Source organism: Paenibacillus sp. Y660 (assembly GCF_057221575.1).
This window is the reverse complement of sequence record NZ_JBXBBJ010000031.1, coordinates 1-16,735: the sequence shown is the minus strand read 5'-3', so window position 1 is coordinate 16,735 and position 16,735 is coordinate 1. Positions and strand designations below refer to the sequence as shown.

General features: G+C 44.2%; 17 protein-coding genes. 10 read left to right on the top strand and 7 right to left on the bottom strand.

Going from position 1 to position 16,735, the window contains the following annotated elements; translation table 11 throughout:
- Positions 1-161 precede the first annotated feature (161 nt).
- The 7 genes from AC2TDN_RS23215 (at position 162) to AC2TDN_RS23185 (ending at position 6,807) form a co-directional block, all read left to right on the top strand.
- The gene (locus tag AC2TDN_RS23215) at positions 162-1,547 is read left to right on the top strand and encodes an ABC transporter substrate-binding protein (RefSeq protein ID WP_484690332.1); all 1,386 of its coding nucleotides are present in this window, start codon (positions 162-164) and stop codon (positions 1,545-1,547) included.
- An 83-nt stretch (positions 1,548-1,630) separates the two neighbouring features.
- On the top strand, positions 1,631-2,527 hold the full coding sequence (locus tag AC2TDN_RS23210; protein WP_484690331.1) for a carbohydrate ABC transporter permease: 897 nt from the start codon (positions 1,631-1,633) through the stop codon (positions 2,525-2,527).
- Positions 2,528-2,539: 12 nt separating this feature from the next.
- Positions 2,540-3,433 (top strand): carbohydrate ABC transporter permease, encoded by an 894-nt coding sequence (locus AC2TDN_RS23205; protein ID WP_484690330.1) that lies wholly within the window; start codon positions 2,540-2,542, stop codon positions 3,431-3,433.
- 62 nt (positions 3,434-3,495) lie between these two features.
- Positions 3,496-4,413, top strand: coding sequence for a dihydrodipicolinate synthase family protein (locus tag AC2TDN_RS23200; RefSeq protein WP_484690329.1), 918 nt, complete (start codon positions 3,496-3,498; stop codon positions 4,411-4,413).
- A gap of 43 nt (positions 4,414-4,456) precedes the next feature.
- A complete protein-coding gene (locus AC2TDN_RS23195; protein ID WP_482067420.1) occupies positions 4,457-5,137 on the top strand; it encodes an N-acetylmannosamine-6-phosphate 2-epimerase in 681 nt (226 codons plus the stop codon).
- An 18-nt stretch (positions 5,138-5,155) separates the two neighbouring features.
- Positions 5,156-6,121 (top strand): ROK family protein, encoded by a 966-nt coding sequence (locus tag AC2TDN_RS23190; RefSeq protein ID WP_484690328.1) that lies wholly within the window; start codon positions 5,156-5,158, stop codon positions 6,119-6,121.
- A 155-nt stretch (positions 6,122-6,276) separates the two neighbouring features.
- The gene (locus AC2TDN_RS23185; protein WP_484690327.1) at positions 6,277-6,807 is read left to right on the top strand and encodes an acyltransferase; all 531 of its coding nucleotides are present in this window, start codon (positions 6,277-6,279) and stop codon (positions 6,805-6,807) included.
- Positions 6,808-6,877: 70 nt separating this feature from the next.
- Here AC2TDN_RS23185 and AC2TDN_RS23180 read toward each other — a convergent pair whose 3' ends face one another.
- Both AC2TDN_RS23180 and AC2TDN_RS23175 read right to left on the bottom strand, forming a co-directional pair.
- Positions 6,878-9,892 carry a hypothetical protein gene (locus tag AC2TDN_RS23180; RefSeq protein WP_484690326.1) on the bottom strand — a complete coding sequence of 1,005 codons (3,015 nt, stop codon included), beginning with the start codon at positions 9,890-9,892 and terminating at the stop codon, positions 6,878-6,880.
- Positions 9,893-10,174: 282 nt separating this feature from the next.
- Positions 10,175-10,849, bottom strand: a complete 675-nt coding sequence (locus AC2TDN_RS23175) for an arylamine N-acetyltransferase family protein (protein WP_484690325.1) — start codon at positions 10,847-10,849, stop codon at positions 10,175-10,177.
- 84 nt (positions 10,850-10,933) lie between these two features.
- On the opposite strand from AC2TDN_RS23175, the gene AC2TDN_RS23170 reads away from it, so the two are divergent.
- From AC2TDN_RS23170 to AC2TDN_RS23160, 3 genes are read left to right on the top strand one after another with little or no spacing between them, the layout of a single operon-like run.
- On the top strand, positions 10,934-11,158 hold the full coding sequence (locus AC2TDN_RS23170; RefSeq protein WP_482067526.1) for a spore coat associated protein CotJA: 225 nt from the start codon (positions 10,934-10,936) through the stop codon (positions 11,156-11,158).
- 2 nt (positions 11,159-11,160) lie between these two features.
- Entirely contained in the window at positions 11,161-11,424 is a 264-nt protein-coding gene (locus AC2TDN_RS23165) for a spore coat protein CotJB (RefSeq protein ID WP_482067415.1), read from the top strand.
- A gap of 44 nt (positions 11,425-11,468) precedes the next feature.
- Complete coding sequence (locus AC2TDN_RS23160; RefSeq protein ID WP_484690324.1) at positions 11,469-12,038, top strand: manganese catalase family protein; 570 nt, start codon at positions 11,469-11,471, stop codon at positions 12,036-12,038.
- A gap of 1,043 nt (positions 12,039-13,081) precedes the next feature.
- On the opposite strand, the gene AC2TDN_RS23155 is transcribed toward AC2TDN_RS23160, so the two are convergent.
- The 5 genes from AC2TDN_RS23155 to AC2TDN_RS23135 all read right to left on the bottom strand — a co-directional run bounded on the left by AC2TDN_RS23155 (position 13,082) and on the right by AC2TDN_RS23135 (position 16,590).
- The gene (locus AC2TDN_RS23155) at positions 13,082-13,936 is read right to left on the bottom strand and encodes a manganese catalase family protein (protein ID WP_484690323.1); all 855 of its coding nucleotides are present in this window, start codon (positions 13,934-13,936) and stop codon (positions 13,082-13,084) included.
- 50 nt (positions 13,937-13,986) lie between these two features.
- Positions 13,987-14,337, bottom strand: coding sequence for an AMP-dependent synthetase and ligase (locus AC2TDN_RS23150; protein ID WP_484690322.1), 351 nt, complete (start codon positions 14,335-14,337; stop codon positions 13,987-13,989).
- 482 nt (positions 14,338-14,819) lie between these two features.
- Complete coding sequence (locus AC2TDN_RS23145; protein WP_482067410.1) at positions 14,820-15,338, bottom strand: DUF3231 family protein; 519 nt, start codon at positions 15,336-15,338, stop codon at positions 14,820-14,822.
- 128 nt (positions 15,339-15,466) lie between these two features.
- On the bottom strand, positions 15,467-15,694 hold the full coding sequence (locus tag AC2TDN_RS23140; protein WP_484690321.1) for a WGxxGxxG family protein: 228 nt from the start codon (positions 15,692-15,694) through the stop codon (positions 15,467-15,469).
- A gap of 590 nt (positions 15,695-16,284) precedes the next feature.
- Entirely contained in the window at positions 16,285-16,590 is a 306-nt protein-coding gene (locus AC2TDN_RS23135) for a hypothetical protein (protein WP_484690320.1), read from the bottom strand.
- Between the last annotated feature and the right edge of the window lie 145 nt (positions 16,591-16,735).

Genomic DNA, 16,735 nt, shown 5'->3' with positions numbered 1-16,735 from the left:
AATGAATTATAACATGCTTATGGAATGATAGAAGGAATAGGTCAGAATACGACCATGAATGTAAAGAGTAAGGGATTCTTCTAAATTTACAAATGTTTTATGATTAGCGCAAGGGATAAGACGTTCTCATTTTATTCCAAAACATACTGGGGGGTATTTGAATGACGGTTATGAAAAAAGGTCTGATGACGATTGTAGGTGTCGCTTTGCTAGGCATGCAGCTAGCGGCATGCGGGAACTCAAACACGAATACGAACAACGAGCCAACAAACAAAGCCAGCGATACACCTGCTGCTACTGAAACGGCAGCCAAGCCTGTTGAAATTACATGGTGGAACTTCCCAACCTTCCAAGCGCTGGATGGCGAGGTCGGCAAATACGAGAAAGAAATTATTGCCGCATTCAATGAGAATAACCCGGAAATTAAAGTTAATTTAGAGATGATCACCTTTGAAGGCGGCCCTGAGAAGCTGAACGTCGCGATCGCCTCCAATACCGCCCCTGACGTTATCTATGATGCGCCTGGACGCATTATCGACTGGGGTAAAAAGGATTTGCTTGCTCCGCTGAATGATATGGTGACCGATGAAGTGAAAAACGATATTTCACCGGCCTTCTGGAAGCAATCAAGCGTGGGCGAACAAATTTATATGTATCCGATTAATACCGCGCCATTCATGATGGCCGTCAATAAAACGATTTTCGAGAAAATCGGTGCGCTTGATCTGCTTCCACTGAACAAAGAGGACAGAACGTGGACGTTTGACGAATATAAGAAAGCTCTTCAAGCGGTTAAAGAGAAAGCGCCAGAAGTTATTCCGACTGGATTTTTCGCAAAAAGCCAAGCTGGTGACCAAGGAACTCGCGCTTATATCGCTAACCTAGGCGTATCCAGATTTTTGAATGAAGATAATTCCGCAGTTGCCATTAACACCGATAATGCAGCAAAAGCGCTGGATTGGATCGTTCAAGCGACAAATGACAAGTTGAGCGTTACGGGTGCTGCCTCGCTTGCGGCAGCTGATGTGAATGACTTGTTCCTGCAAGGGAAGCTTGCTTTCACACTTAACTATTCCGCTGTTCTTAAAGCGCAAAACGTATCTAAAAAAATGGTCGAGTTTGAAGATATGCTGCTTCCGTTCCCGACATTAGATGGTTCTGAGCCTAAGCTTGAGCCGTATCTCGGCGGTATGGCCGTGTTCAACAATGGCGATGAGGATAAAATTGCCGCTTCGAAAAAATTGATCGATTTTATCGCTAACGACGAAGTATACGGCAAGAAAAATCTGATTCAAACGGGCGGCCTATCCGTTCGCAACTCCATAACTGGCCTGTATGACGACCCAGAATACACATACGCTGAATATGCTCGTAAATTTACGACTGATGCACCAACCATTGCAGACGGCTATGCTGAGATTCGTACGTTCTGGTTTCCTGAATTGCAGCGTGCATTGATTGGCGGAGCTACAGGCAAAGAGGCTTTGGACAGCTTTGCCAAGAGTGCAAATGAAGCGATTGCTAAAGCTAAAGCAGCAGCTAAATAAGAACATAGCGTCCATGAGGGAGTAGAGTGCGCGAGTGCTCTACTCTTTTCAAAAACATCGATGAATGGAATGGGGAGAGGGAGATGGAGGCAACCGTTCGCAAAACGAAAGGTTACGTGCTGCGAGATTGGCTGATGAGTTACCTGTTTTTACTGCCGGCATTTGGATTTTTTCTGCTCTTTGTAGCTTATCCAATGGTTAAAGGAATTTATATCAGCTTTTTTGATTACTCTTTAAGAGATTTTAATTTTATTTGGTTCGATAACTATATTTCGCTCATTCAAAATGAGACATTTCTGAAATCTATGCGAAATACGCTTTTGCTTGTTGTCATTACCGTACCGATTGTTATCGTATTTTCTGTATTTGTTGCGGTCAATATTTATAAGAAAAAAGAGTTTGCGAGATCCTTCTTTAGAGGCGTGTTCTATTTGCCAGCCGTATCATCCGTCGTCAGTATTACGGTCGTATGGGGCTGGATCTATCATCCGAACTACGGCATTCTCAATTATTTGACAAGTTTGTTCGGTGCTGAGCCCGTTTCTTGGCTTGGAGACACAAGGACTGCACTGCTCGCGATTATCGCTGTTTTAATTACAACATCCGTTGGCCAGCCGATTATTTTGTATGTCGCATCGCTTGGCAACATTCCGACCTCTTATATTGAAGCGGCCGAGCTTGACCGCGCAACGCCATGGCAGATTTTCCGGAAAATTGTTTGGCCGATGCTGATGCCTACAAATTTGTATATTATCGTTATCACCACGATTAATACTTTCCAGTGCTTTGCTTTGATTCAACTGCTTACCTCGGGAGGTCCCGTCTATAGTACATCGACCGTCATGTACGGCGTATATGAGCAAGCATTCGTATTAGGTCATTTCGGCAACGCTTCCGCGATGGGCGTGTTACTTGCAATCGTCATTGGCATTATTTCCATTATTCAATTCAAATACTTTGGCAGCGATGTTGAGTACTAAGGAGGGGACATCATGAGTTCGAGTTCATACCATTCATTAGAGATGAAAGCAACTATGGTGCAGCCAAAGAAAAAAAGCGCATGGAAAAAAGAATTTACGGTTTCAAAAGTGCTGGCTGGCATCCTTTTAATATTAGCTACTCTATTTTTTATCTTTCCCTTCTATTGGGTTGTTTCCGGCTCGTTTAAGCTACAGACCGTAGCAACGACTATTCCGCCAGAATGGTTTCCGCTCAAGCCGACGATGCAGAACTGGACGGAATTGTTTAAAAATCCGGTGGAGCGCTGGATGTTCAACAGCTTTATTATTGCTTTGGCAGAGATGATTGCGATCTGTATCGTTTCATCCCTTGCCGGGTATGTGCTCGCCAAAAAAACATTCCCCGGCCGCGTGGTTATATTTACGATGTTCGTTGCAGCTATGGCGCTGCCTAAACAGGTAATACTTGTACCGCTCTTTACGATGTTAGCGGATTTTGGCTGGGTAAATACGTATAAAGGACTTATTTTACCGGCAATTGGCTGGCCTTTCGGCGTGTTTCTAATGAAGCAATTTGCACAGACCATTCCAGGCGAGCTGATCGAGGCGGCGAAGATAGACGGATGCTCGGAAATGCGCTTGTTTACAACGATCATATTGCCATTGCTTAAACCGGCTTTAGGCGCGCTTGCTATCTTTACCTTCATTACTTCATGGAATGATTATTTCAGCCAGCTCATTATGACAAGGTCAACCTCGATGATGACGCTGCCGCTAGGTGTAGCGACGCTTAGAGGTGAGTTTACGACAAATTACGGGCTTCTGATGGCTGGTGCGGCGCTTGCGTCTATTCCGATGATCGCTATCTTCCTTTTATTCCAAAAGGCATTTACGCAAGGCATTACGATGGGCGCAGTTAAAGGGTAAGGCAGGCAGCGGAGATCCCATTACCCTAAATCTATCTTTCTAAAAACGGAGGCCATTTTACGATGAAACACGATGAATTGGAAATTTTCAAAGGCATTACAATCGCGATGTATTCCAGCTACAATGAGCAGGGTGAAATCAATAAAGAAGCAGCACAGAAACTAGCTCGCCACTACGCCTCAACTGGCGTGAAAGGCCTATATGTTGGAGGAAGCTCAGGCGAGGGCATGCTGCAATCCGTTGAAGAGCGCAAGCAAATGCTGGAGGCGGTCATTGCTGAGGTTGGCCAAGAGCTTACGATCATTGCTCATGTCGGGTCGCCATCTACTAGAGACAGCGTAGAACTTGCGATACATGCGGAGCAAGCAGGCGCTCATGCCGTATCAGCTGTACCGGCTATTTATTACCGACTATCCCCGCAAAGCGTTGAAGCGCATTGGCAAGCGATTATTGACAGCACCTCGCTGCCATTTATTATTTATCATATTCCGCAAACGACGGGCTTTCAGCTATCGAAGAGTCTGCTCGTCAAGATGGCAGCGCAGGACAAAGTCATTGGCGTGAAAATCTCGGCGGAAAGCACATTTGAGCTTCAGCAATTCAAGGCTGCCGGCGGAAAGGACTTTCTTGTCCTAAATGGTCCAGATGAGCAGTATCTAGCTGGACGAAGCATTGGCGCGGACGGGGGAATTGGCGGCACGTATGGCGTTATGCCGGAGCTGTTCTTGAAGATTGAGCAATGTTATGTGCAAGGACAGATGGCCGAAGCGCAGAAATGGCAGTTCATCGTGAACGAGCTTATTGTGGATTTGCTATCCTTTCCGTCCTTGTATGGGGCATGCAAGGCGATCTTGAAGCTTCGCGGATTCGAGACGGGCGAGCCTAGAATGCCGCTGCTGCCTGTTGCAGCCTCCGATATGGACCGCGTTGAACAATTGAATGAACGAATCTTAAATTATATTGCGCAAGCAAAGGGCTAAGCGAAAACATAGAATTTCTCGGAAGGAAAGGAAATCAGCCAATATGACTCGATTGAATGATATTTTTCCTATGAAAGGGCTAATCGTTTCCTGTCAGGCGCTTGAGCACGAGCCGCTTCACGGCGGCGATGCGATGGCAAAAATGGCAAGGGCAGCAGTGAGCGCCGGAGCCATCGGGATTCGAACGAACGGTGTTCCGGATATCGTTGCGATCAAGCAGGAAGTGGATGTGCCCGTAATCGGGCTTATTAAGCGGGATATTCCGGGCTCGGCTATCTTCATAACTCCGACGCTAGAGGAAGTAAAGGCTATTGTAGATGCCAAAGCGGATATCGTTGCTCTTGATGTTACGAATCGAGAAGGTCGCTTGGAAACCGTAAAAGCGTTGATTGATTACGCGCATGAGCAAGGTGCTGCTGTAATGGCAGACATTTCTACGCTGGAGGAAGGGCTCGCAGCTGTGGAGCTGGGTGCTGATTTCATTGGTACGACCCTTTCGGGCTATACGCCATACAGTACGCAGCAGGAAGCGCCGGATTTTGAATTGCTGGAGCAATTATGCAAGTCAGTTAGCATTCCGGTCGTTGCAGAGGGACGGATATGGACGCCGGAGGATGCTGCGAAAGCGATGAAGACCGGAGCAGCTTATGTCGTTGTGGGCAGTGCCATCACAAGGCCGCAGCTGATTACGGCTCGTTATGTCAGCGCATTGCGTACAAAGTAGAGTTAAGGGGGAGAGCGAGTGGACTTGCAATTGTTCGATCCCCAAACAGAATACGCAATAGGCGTGGATATTGGGGGCACAAAAATAAATACCGGAGTCGTAAGCGCGGAAGGAGTTATCCTGCATACGTTAAGCCTCAGTACGATGGCTGGGCAAGCGAAGACGGTTGATCGCGTGAAGCAAGCTGTTCATGATTTGATGGCAGAGGTGAAGGTGAAGCTGCCAGCAATCGAGTTCAAAGGCATTGGCATTGGAAGCGCAGGACAAGTCGATTGGGCAAAGGGCAGCATACGATCGGCATCCGAGATTATACCCAATTATGCTGGAACTGCGCTGAGAAGCATCATTCAGCAGCAATTTTTCCTGCCGACTATTGTAGATAACGACGTGAATGTGCTTGCGCTAACGGAGAAGTATCTTGGAGCAGCGCAAGGCGTAGATCATTTTCTATGTCTAGCACTCGGCACCGGCGTAGGCGGAGCGATCGTTGTCGACGGTCGCCTGGTTCATGGATCATGGGGCGGAGGCGGAGAGCTCGGTCACCTGTCTGTCGATTTTAATGGTCGTCCCTGCCTATGCGGGGGAAAGGGCTGCTTGGAGCAATATGCATCAGGAACAAGCATTGCCGACCGCATGGCAGAGAGGCTCTTATTGAGTGGCGATCTGAACTACAACGTAGATTCACGAGAAGTAATTGCAAGGTGGCTGGCTGGTGATCCGCTTGCCGTAGAGCTGATGGAGGAAACGATGGCAGCGCTTGGCTCCGCAATCGCTTCCCTCATCCACATGTTTAATCCAAAATTGATCGTTATTGGCGGTGGTGTTGCCGAGGCAGGCGATCCGTTATTTGCTGGGATAAGGAAGGAAGTTATTTTACGGTCGATGCCGTCGATGGTGGAGGGCGTGCGGATTGAAGCAGCCTATCGCGGCAATTTATGCGGAATGATAGGTGCGGCTTTGCAGGTATGGGAGTACGCGGTGTAAATATAGTAATGAATAAATCGGGTGGTCAATTTATTGACTATCCGCTTTTTTTATTATTGTTAATTATTCATTTTGAATAATATAATACGAAATTACGATTAATTATCTGTTATAATATTCGAAAAGCGAACTTATTAGAAGTGGAGGTTTTTTATATGAGATTTAATAACGTCATGTACAAGCTTAAAGGCCTCTACAAATTCGGGAAATCGGCTCCAAAGCTGCGCGGAAAAGTGTTCGTGAACCGAATGGGTGACATTCAGGTTGGCAGAAACCTTTCCATTGTGGGACATCCGTGGGCTGTTCAAATTACGAGCACCAAGGGCGCGAACCTAACGATTGGAGATCATGTCTACATTAATGCAGGCGTCGGAATCGCAGCTAATAAACAAATCATCATTGGCAATCATGTGAAAATTGGTCCTAGAACGAGTATTTTTGATAGCAATTACCATCGTATGGATAGTGCCGATAAGGGTGAGCTTAGCAAAAAAATTACGATAGGCAACAATGTGTGGATTGGTGCCGACTGCACCATTCTTCCGGGCGTTTCGATCGGAGATAATTCGGTTATCGCGGCGAAGAGCACCGTCAACAAGGATGTTCCCGGCAACGTGCTGGCAGGGGGGAGTCCCGCTAAGGTGATTCGCGAGCTGGAAATCGAGGAGGGCTGGGTCCGGGATTAATAGGTCATTACATAACAGCGAGCCTTCCTCCCATTAAGGGAAGAGGGCTCGCCTTCTTTATAGTGAAGACTTATTCGGGATCATCAGAGCCTTTTCCATTAACGAGCGTTACTTCTTTTTGGAAAATCAGGTGATCGCTCTTGCCAAAAAAATTCATGAGATACGCTCCAATAACGACCGTGCCGCTTGACTCTTCATTCGGAAGCGATACGGTTCCATCCGGATTTACGATAACTTGTTCGCTGCCGGATATTTGCTTCCAAATAATGAATGGCATTGACGGAAGATTGAACCCGAAAGCTTTAAGCGAGTAATGATGCTTTTTTCCATTAGCAGTAATCTTCACCGTTTCCACCGCTTCAGCACGAATATAGGCAGCGATCAGGACATATAAGGCCGGCTCGTCCTTCATCAGCGTCTCCTGGAAATTCAGGACGGTAGACCACACATCCGCAGGCGTGACGCCAAGGTTGGCTAAAGCTGCGCTTAGCGCGTAAGTTTCCTTTTGATTCAATATTTCATCAAGCGCCTCGTTTAATACCTCATTCATGGCATAATGATTAATTAGCAAAGCAGAAAGTTCATCCGTTTCTTTGTCAGCGAGTATCGCTTTGATCGTACCCTCAAGCCCTTTGATTTCGCCGCCATCGCCGAAGAGAAAAAGGAGGAAATCTTCAATGGTTACATTCGAATCTCCTCTGGCAGCAGCAAGCGCGCTAAGCAGCTCCTGATATTCCTCATTTGCTGCAATGGCTTCGAGCTCGGACAGCTGCGGATCGTATCGGAAGGAGCTGATCGCCTTCAGCATACCGAACAGACTGCTCTTAAGCTTCGCCTCGTCAGAAGAAGCGGGCAGCTTTGCTATTATCTTGTTCCATATCGGGTCGATTAGCTTCAGATGGTTCTCGTCATTTAGACAGGCAATCTCCTCTTGAATATTGCGAATAGCCTCAATCTCATCAGCGTCACCAGCAGCTATCGCCTCATGCAGCTTCTGTATCCTATCGAGAAGCTCTTGCGGAATGGAACTGCCGGTGTCTGCTGCCTTTAACGTCACTTCTTTCTGGAAAATGATTTTCTCCGATTCGTCGATAGGGTTCAGCGCTTTAGCCTGAATAACAGCGGTACCTTCCATTTTAGGCTTGGAAAGCATAACGGAGCCCTCGGGTGATACGGTCACAGCGTCGCTGCCAGAAGCTTTGGACCAAACGAGCAGGGAATTCGGTACCTCTTTGCCTAGCGTAGATAACGTATAGTCATGCCGGCGACCGTCTGGGCTTACCGTCACCTGCTCTACCGAATGCGTTCGAAGATAGGCGAGCAGTATTGTAGTGATCGCGTTTTGGTCGTGTTCTAGCTTATTTTGAAATTGGTTAACGACTGCCATCATATCGTCCGCTGTAACGCCCAGCTTCTGGAATGCAGGACTGAATCTATAGTAGCGATCGTCTGTTTGACTTAAGACAGTATTTATCGCCGAGTATAGCAGCGCTTCACGCTTCTCTTGGTTGAACAGAAGCGAGATTTGCTCCTGCGGACTCAGGTTGGCAAGCAGCTCCATCATCGTACCTTGTACCCCTTTTCTCGCAGCACCGTCGCCATGCAGGAAAATCATGAGATCTTCCGCATAAAGGTTGGTTTGGACTGTTGAGAGGTAGTTAAATAGTGCTCCATCGTATTCCGCATTCGTAAAGAAAGCTTCCAGATCAATGGAATCGTCATAATAGGCTAACTGGCCAGCTTCCTTCAACATTTGAAACAGTGCCAGCTTGTTTCTTTGTTTGTCGACGCTAGCTGGCAGAAACCGTTCAATTTTATTCCATATCGGGTCAATCAAGGTGTGATCCGCATTAACGTCCAGCGCCTTTAACTCGTCATAAAAGGCTTGTATCTCTTGAACGTCCGCCGGAGCTGCCGTACTTAACGACTCATGCAGCCTGTTGATTTTCTCGAAATAGGGTTCCTTTGGAAACTCGGAAATAGGATGCGCATGTCGTATCTCTTTCTCCAAGATGACCTTCTCCGGTCCGCCGAAGGGATGGAGCAGCTTAACATGAACAACGGCCGTAGCACTTCTAGCATTGTTCAGTAGAGTGGCAAGTCCGATGTATGTCGATTTAAAGGAGGTTACATAAAGATCTGGACTCTCTGATATTTTCGACATTTCAATCGGAAGCAGGTCGTCATAATGAGTAACGTAGGCACCAAATATATTTAAAGTGTAACGATACGTTGGAGGATCATCGGGAAAATGAGAAGTGGACCAATGTATCACCGTATCCGAGCGCATATAGGCGATGGCTATTGCAGCAAACGATGCATCATCCTTCTGAAGCCTCGTTTCGAAATTATGCTGCATATCGATTACATCCTGCGCCTTCACGCCAAGATTGCGCAGCACTCTGCTAACCTGATACTTATCCGCTAGTCCTAGCACTTTTGTCATTTCTTGAGAGAGAAAATCTTTCGATTTCTGCATGTCATTGATCAGCTCTGCCAGCTCATATGGCGATTTGTTACGCAGCGTTTCGCGGAAAGTACCCTCGAACCCTGGGCGGATGCCGCCGTCGCCAAGCAAGAGTATAAGAAAATCCTCTAACGTCAGACTAGGCAGGCCAGCTGCAGCCGAAATGGTCTGAAGCGCTGCTCGGAATTCCGAATCATTGCGAATTTGTTCCAAATCGCTCTCCACGGGATCTAATAGGTAGAGGCGAATCGCTTTCACGAATCGGAAAAGGTTCGTCTTCAGCTTCGCTTGATCAACGTAAGCCGGAAGCTTGAGCTTAATCTTGTTCCATACCGGATCAATGAGCGATTCATCTGCCGTCTCATCCAGCGCAGCTAGCTCCACACGAAAATCCTTCACAGCCTGAACATCGACAGCATCGCCTTTTGTTAAGGCGTTATGAATACTGAATAGCTTCTGTAAATTTGCTTTTGGAGCTGCTTCGGCTGCGTTTGCCGTTTGTGCGAATCCCAGCGTATCGTTCATAATGGATTTGCCGCTGAATGTCAGACCGCTGAATAGGGATGCCGTCATTGTAAAAGCGAGTGTGGCTACGACGATTTTTTGGCTAAACTTCAACTCAATCACCTCTTCAAGCAGAATGTTATTGCGAAGTATTTGAAAACATTTCCTTATTTGTTGATAGCATACCTTTTTAAAAATAGGGCAATAAGAGGCGAACTTCCTACTATTAGGGATGGAAATAGACTCATTTCCTTCCTGAGTTAATGGCGTTCATAAATCGGCTTTGCAGGGAATAGGTCGCTCAGCATAATAAGATGAAAAGAATAACGGGATTCATGCATCAGAAAAAAAACAGGCTTCTGCATCGTATGCAAACGCCTGTTTTTCATATCATGATTAGCTAGGTTGATTCGCTTTAGATAATTTCCATTGCTTATGAGCCAGCTGTACCTTCTGCCATAGCTCATCTCTTTCCTGCTCAGTATAGCTAACGAGCAGCTCGCCAAATTGAATCGCTAAAACATCAAGCCATTGTGCTTTATTTGTGATCTCTGTTTTCACAATTTCATTCAACTCCCGTTTAATCCAAATGCAACCGCGCAGCTCATTGCTGCCTGTCTCATGCCGATGTCTAATAATAAACAAATTATGCCACGGGGATTCCGAGGATATACCTGCAAGCAGGGGAAGAGGCTCAAGGGGCATATAGCCTAGTCCAACATCAATAATCCAGATCTCGTCCTCTAGCTGGTCATTCGTTAAGGTAACCGTCAGCCCTAAGTGAAAGCCGTTAATGCGGGGCTCGGTGCCTATTGGCTGAACGCCTGCCCGGTGCAAGTTCACCTTGTAGCCTAACGAGCGGAGAAGGAGGCTGAACGCACCATTTAGGTGAAAACAATATCCGCTTCGGCCATTTAAAATGAGTTGAATCGATTCATGATAATCAATAGCAACAGGCTTCCCTGCAAAAATATCTATCGTCTGCCAGGATATATGCTTGACATGTGCCTTGTGAAGCTCAAATAAGTATACAAAAAAGAAGTATCTGTACCGGTACAACTGCAATTGCATTTGAGAAACTTGCTGTAATGTTGGGCAAGTATTCTTGCATATATTGATCTGAAGAATATTGCGAGAGGAGACATCCATGTGAAAGTGAATGATCAGGTTCGTTATTATAAACCCTTTGTCAGTCCGCTTGATCCATGCCCGCCAATACGAGTAAAAAGCTACAGCACGCCGCCGCAATTGTTTATTTCCTTCCAGCCCCCTAATTTGCCGCAGTTCAATCCCTTCGAAGCCTTGAGGTATGGAACACTCTGGCCAGCGTTATACAGTCCTTATGGTTCGAAAAACGTCAGAGATGAAGAGGGGGACTAACAGTGAGCATCGTATTGAACGAGGAATATTACAAGCTGCTGCACGAACTGCAGGCAGTTGATTTTGTTTTGGTGGAGTTGAATTTATATTTGGATACGCATCCGACGGATGCGAGTGCGATACAGCAATACAATCAATATGCACAGTTAAGGCAGCAAATCGCTCATCGTTATGAATCAAAATATGGCCCCTTGAAAAACTTTGGCCAAAGCTTATCCGGCACGCCTTGGTCATGGAATGACGCTCCCTGGCCGTGGCAGGTCTAAAGAACGGATTTGGCTAACACCTATTTTTGAGGAGGCAACCGTGCATGTGGGTGTATGAGAAAAAATTGCAGTATCCAGTACGCGTAAGCAAATGCGATCCTTTGATGGCCAAGTTCCTCATGGAGCAGTATGGCGGTGCCGACGGAGAACTCGCAGCGGCGCTGCGTTATTTAAACCAGCGTTACACGATACCGGATAAAGTAATTGGACTGCTTACGGACATAGGTACTGAGGAATTTGCGCATCTCGAGATGATTGCCACCATGATCTACAAGCTGACGAAAGACGCAACGCCCGAGCAATTGAAGGCAGCGGGACTCGGCGCTCATTATGTTGCACACGACAGCGCCTTGTTCTATGAGAATGCAAATGGCGTCCCATGGACAGCTGCCTACATCCAAGCGAAAGGCGATCCGATTGCGGATCTATATGAGGATATTGCGGCTGAGGAGAAGGCGCGGGCTACATACCAGTGGCTTATTGACCTGACGGATGACGTCGATCTTCAGGACAGCTTGAAGTTCCTCCGGGAGCGGGAGATTGTGCATTCGCTGCGGTTCCGTGAAGCGGTGGAGATTTTGAAGGAAAAGCGGGATGAGAAGATATTTTATTAGAGGGAAGCCTCTCTACAGCGAAGCGATGCTGTGGGGAGGTTTTTTTGTTTTTTTTGGAGTCCTTCACTATTCGAATAGGTAGGATAAATACAATGATTTCAAGAATATCATGTTCAGTTAAGACTGTGCTGGCGTTTCCATTTTGCCATTCTGATGTGCTTTCATTAAACCATTCGTGGCGGACACTTGTATATACATAAACCCCAAGGAGTGTTCCGCTACTCTTATATGTTGCAGTGTAGTATCGACTGATCCCGTATTTGAATAGTAGTCAATAAGGCTAAAATACCCTCCTTATTTGCGAAACTTACATATGTATGTTTTCATATAGTCTAAATTTGGTAGGACTACTTGTCAAGCTTGCTAAGCACCTATCTGGCTCTCAATCAGAAATAAGCTGGCTCTTATTTTCTAGCAAGGTAATCAAACAATTCTTCAACGTCCGCCTTGGTTAATAGCGACCAAATTTGACAATACTGAAGATACATGCCGCCTTCTATTGGGTAATGAGTAAGTGTGGCAGCACTTCCTCGTAAGCTTTTGACAAACAAACAGGGTAATTTAGTATTTGACGCCGTTTGCTTCGAGGAGACAGCCCCCCCTGAAAGAGAGTGAAACTCGTGATAACACCTGAACCGATAGAGTTGCAATACATAAAACGACTGAGTGATGAAGAGAATACTCTGATCGAAGCGCTACGGACGATCCAAATGCCTCCTGCAGCTGCTTTGCTTCTGGTTAGGAACGAGCTGAAAGGACCATTGGAAAACAGGCCAATGACAGAGATTCTGGATGGGTTCTTAGCGAGGCATACTGGAGGAGATACTAATGAGTGAAAATCGTTTCCATGTTCACGACTGTATCCTCCGATTCCTTTAGGGGGTAGAATGCCTGCAGGGTAAAAAGATAATTTCGATAACGATAAGTGAAAAGTATGTGAAAGTGATCTAGGTTAAAAAATAAAACCCTGGATACGAGCAATACAGGGTTTTATGTATGTTGCCTAAAGGTGTGAAGAGATGGTTCATTTCTTGTAAATTAATTCATGCGTTCATATCGTAAAGCCCAGGTCTATGTTCACTCGGTAATTCGGGTAAAATTGGTAATGGAAAACCTTCGGGAGGCGGTACAACTTCCAAGTCGCCATTGTTTCGGCTAGGTGTTTGTCCGCTAAATATTTCTCCGATTCGCGTCGGATCCAAACGAAAATTAAATTGAGCGTTATGATAACCGAGCTCAACATATTTGCGGCATTCCGGGTATTTGTTAATATCGTAATTTGGAACAGGAAACAAATTTCCCCAATCGACGCCAAGCGTTTCAAGAGCCTTAGCAAATGCATTCTGATGCGCATTGTCACGCACCATTAGAAAGGCTAATGTTTCCCGGAACGTCTTATTTGAACTCATCTCATAAATCCTTGATTTTTGTAAAACGCCAGTAGACTCAAGCACCACATTATCCAATAAATCACTAATTAAATTACCGTGATTATACACGTAATTGCCCAGCCACGGATTACCCGCAGCATCGACAGGCAAGAAGCTTTGGGCACCAACGATATAGTGATGAGGATTTGCAAGTTTAACGGCTTCATCAAGCGGGGCGGAGTCAATGCCGGCGTTGCCAGGAAGTTCTTCTCCAGACCCGTTCAATAATTGGTTGATTGTATGTTGAACCAGTTCAACATGGCTTATTTCCTCGAGAAACACACCACGGATTAAATCACGATATTGAGTAGCATTGCCTCGGAAATTGCTGCTCTGAAAAAAGTACTGCATCATCGTTCGCATTTCGCCAAATTGTCCGCCAAGCGTTTCTTGTAAAACCTTGGCAGCTGCTGGATCAGGTTTGTCCACTACAATGTTGTTGATTAAGTCTTCTTTATAGAAGTACATATCTACCTCTTTCCATACATTCTTCCCATGAAAATACAAAGAACATATAATTAATGTGAATTGTGATTTACTCCAAATGGTTGCTGATTATTCATGCTTGAAAAGGCATTTTCCTGTGAGCTAGTTGTTTGTGAATGTGAAATTTGATTGCAAATATTGGAGATTTGTTGTAATTGTTGCAGTGCCGTTTGGTGTCCTTGTAAGGCTGTTTGAATAATTTGTGCAGCTTGTTGCTCATGTTGAGCGATTTGCTCAAGAAGTTTCGCGTTATTTAGCTCTTGATTTAATAACAGTTGATATTGACCTGATGCTTGTTGAGTTTGATTTACCAATTGTTGAATAAGTTGTTCTGCTTGAGCGAGTTGTTGGGAATTTTGGTTGTTTGGTTGAAATTGATTCAATTTTTGTTCCTCCTAGTTAATGTGTTTTTTTATGTTTATTCTTCCTTAGAATTGAAAATATATTCAGGACATTTATTTGGAATTTTATAAGTCGCATAATACAAAAGAAATGCTGTATATCGAATTAACTTGAAATGCAACATCAGGGAGTGAAACAATATGTATTGTTACCTTTGAATAACCTTTAACTATTTCAAACTTTTAATACAATTTTGTTTAGAACAAAATTGCCGTAGACCGTCCCAATTACCCCATATACAATTTTTACAAATAATAGGTTGCTTTGGTTTGGATATTATTTCTTTAATCAATTGATATTGACCTCCCAAGATTTGTTTAATTTTTAATTATAAAAATAATATATCCAACTTAATTTTTTGTATCCAAAATGTATTTGTGCGCTTTTCTGGGTTGTAAAATGATTGCTAATTAGAAAGAGGGGTGCCCCTAAAGCCTATGGCTTTTGGGACACCCTCATTCATTTAGACGTTAGCAGTTTCAGGCCTTTTGATTTGTAAAGGCGGAGGAATAACCCATCCCTTTTCTTTACTCATCTCAAGTATTTTTAAGCCTAAAGCTGTTTTTGAGACATGGTATTTTGCAAATAAAGCACCGATATCTTCTCTAATGGATTGACCAATAACTTGACTGCAAGCAACTATGCCTATTGCAACATCAGAGGCAATTTTGGCGGCAATTTCAGGATCAGTGAAACGGGCGCCTGCAGGAATATCTTCAAGCTTTACTGAGGGTCTGTCAGGCAACATAGGAGCAGAAGCAATTCCGTTATTAGTAAGCAATACATCTAATTCATTAATTTCAAGCTTTGCTTGATCTAGAAGAGCTTCTAATGTTTTTTTAAGATCTTTGTCTCCAGAATGGTTTAAATATGCTTGGTAGCAGGATACAACACCTTTGGCCATAGTGGAAGCTTGCCATACACTAAAGATTTCTCCGTAGTGCATTGGTTCATCCTTTGGATTACCGCTTAAAATTCCCATTTTAAAATGCTCCTTTTTTATCAAATTTGACTTGTTTAATATGTCTTAAAATTAGCATTCAACGGAAAAAGACTTTTTTCCAATTGCTATTCTAAGAGGTGTGCTTCTAGGTTTTATCAAATAAAAATCTATGCACGGTCACGATCACGAGCTCGATTTCTTGCGCCAGCTAAACCAAGTAATCCTAAAAGCCCAAGCCATCCCCAATCAAAACCATCATCATCATTAGTTGCATACGCTCTGTAATCGCTAGTGTTGGATGTGGTTGTACGATCCATATTCTCAGCAGATACTGGTGCATTTGAGAACATCGTTAAACATCCAATGAAACCAATTATAAATAATACTTTTTTCATTTTTATACTCCTTCACTATTGGTTTTTTAAACAAGGATATATTTTGTTACTGATCAATTATTTATACATACACCCAACAAACTACTTCAACAAATCAAATTTGTTAGCGAATTTATGGCCAGACAGTTAAGCCTGATAAGACTTGATTAAACAACTTTAAAATAAAAAAACTGACATTGTAGATGTCAGTTTTTAGTGCTGCATTTTATTTTTTATTTTTCTTTGATTCAGCTGCCTCTGAATCTTTATTGTTGCCAGGACTTGGTTTTTTCTGGGGATTATTTTCTTGAGACATAAACGCATCCTCCTTATTATCAATCAAAGCAATCATAATGTCTCCATTAATAATTCTTAATATGTAAGATGCTGTAGGTTGAACAAGTGGATTATGGAGCAGGGGAATATATCCGTTCATGGGGTGGAAAAGGTACACGATTAGGACAATTGAACTGTCCACATGGTATTTCCATTGATATACGCAGTGGTGTAGAGGAGGTTTTAAAAGACCTTATTTACCATATATCGGCATACCCAGAAAAGTGGTAAACTGGGTTAATAAAGGGCAGGGGCATGAAAAAGTATTATAATCATTATGGTCCTGGATTCAATTGAAAAGTAAAGGAAAGAGTTACACTTGATTGTAATTTGGCGTCTATTGCATCATAAAAGATGACTACCTTTGGCGTTTCTCCAAGATCATTAAATATTCGTACCCGATTTGGGGATTTGAAACCAGCTGATCTTAACAGCGCTCTCATTTGCAAAACTCTTTTGTTTGTGCCTGTTTGTGTGTCGCCAATTATACCTTCGAATTTCTTTCTGAATTGTACGTCTTTTGCCAATTTTACAGATAATCTAGCAATTTGAAGCAATACACATTTAACTGTCGCAGCCATAAGATCACTCCTTTAAATAATATAGTGTTACTGACGTCCTCACATGACCGGAAATTGACGATGTCTGCTGTCCAAGATATGACGCTGAGCGTGACCGCTAATTGTATTAGATAAGGGAAGTGGTCACTGTAAGAACCACTTCCCT

Coding starts and splice junctions, on each gene's coding strand:
- AC2TDN_RS23205 (WP_484690330.1), top strand. CDS start 2,540: ATGAGTTCGAGTTCATACCATTCATTAGAGATGAAAGCAACTATGGTG.
- AC2TDN_RS23200 (WP_484690329.1), top strand. CDS start 3,496: ATGAAACACGATGAATTGGAAATTTTCAAAGGCATTACAATCGCGATG.
- AC2TDN_RS23135 (WP_484690320.1), bottom strand. CDS start 16,590: ATGGCTGCGACAGTTAAATGTGTATTGCTTCAAATTGCTAGATTATCT.
- AC2TDN_RS23160 (WP_484690324.1), top strand. CDS start 11,469: ATGTGGGTGTATGAGAAAAAATTGCAGTATCCAGTACGCGTAAGCAAA.
- AC2TDN_RS23195 (WP_482067420.1), top strand. CDS start 4,457: ATGACTCGATTGAATGATATTTTTCCTATGAAAGGGCTAATCGTTTCC.
- AC2TDN_RS23145 (WP_482067410.1), bottom strand. CDS start 15,338: ATGGGAATTTTAAGCGGTAATCCAAAGGATGAACCAATGCACTACGGA.
- AC2TDN_RS23175 (WP_484690325.1), bottom strand. CDS start 10,849: ATGCAATTGCAGTTGTACCGGTACAGATACTTCTTTTTTGTATACTTA.
- AC2TDN_RS23155 (WP_484690323.1), bottom strand. CDS start 13,936: ATGTACTTCTATAAAGAAGACTTAATCAACAACATTGTAGTGGACAAA.
- AC2TDN_RS23210 (WP_484690331.1), top strand. CDS start 1,631: ATGGAGGCAACCGTTCGCAAAACGAAAGGTTACGTGCTGCGAGATTGG.
- AC2TDN_RS23140 (WP_484690321.1), bottom strand. CDS start 15,694: ATGAAAAAAGTATTATTTATAATTGGTTTCATTGGATGTTTAACGATG.
- AC2TDN_RS23215 (WP_484690332.1), top strand. CDS start 162: ATGACGGTTATGAAAAAAGGTCTGATGACGATTGTAGGTGTCGCTTTG.
- AC2TDN_RS23185 (WP_484690327.1), top strand. CDS start 6,277: ATGAGATTTAATAACGTCATGTACAAGCTTAAAGGCCTCTACAAATTC.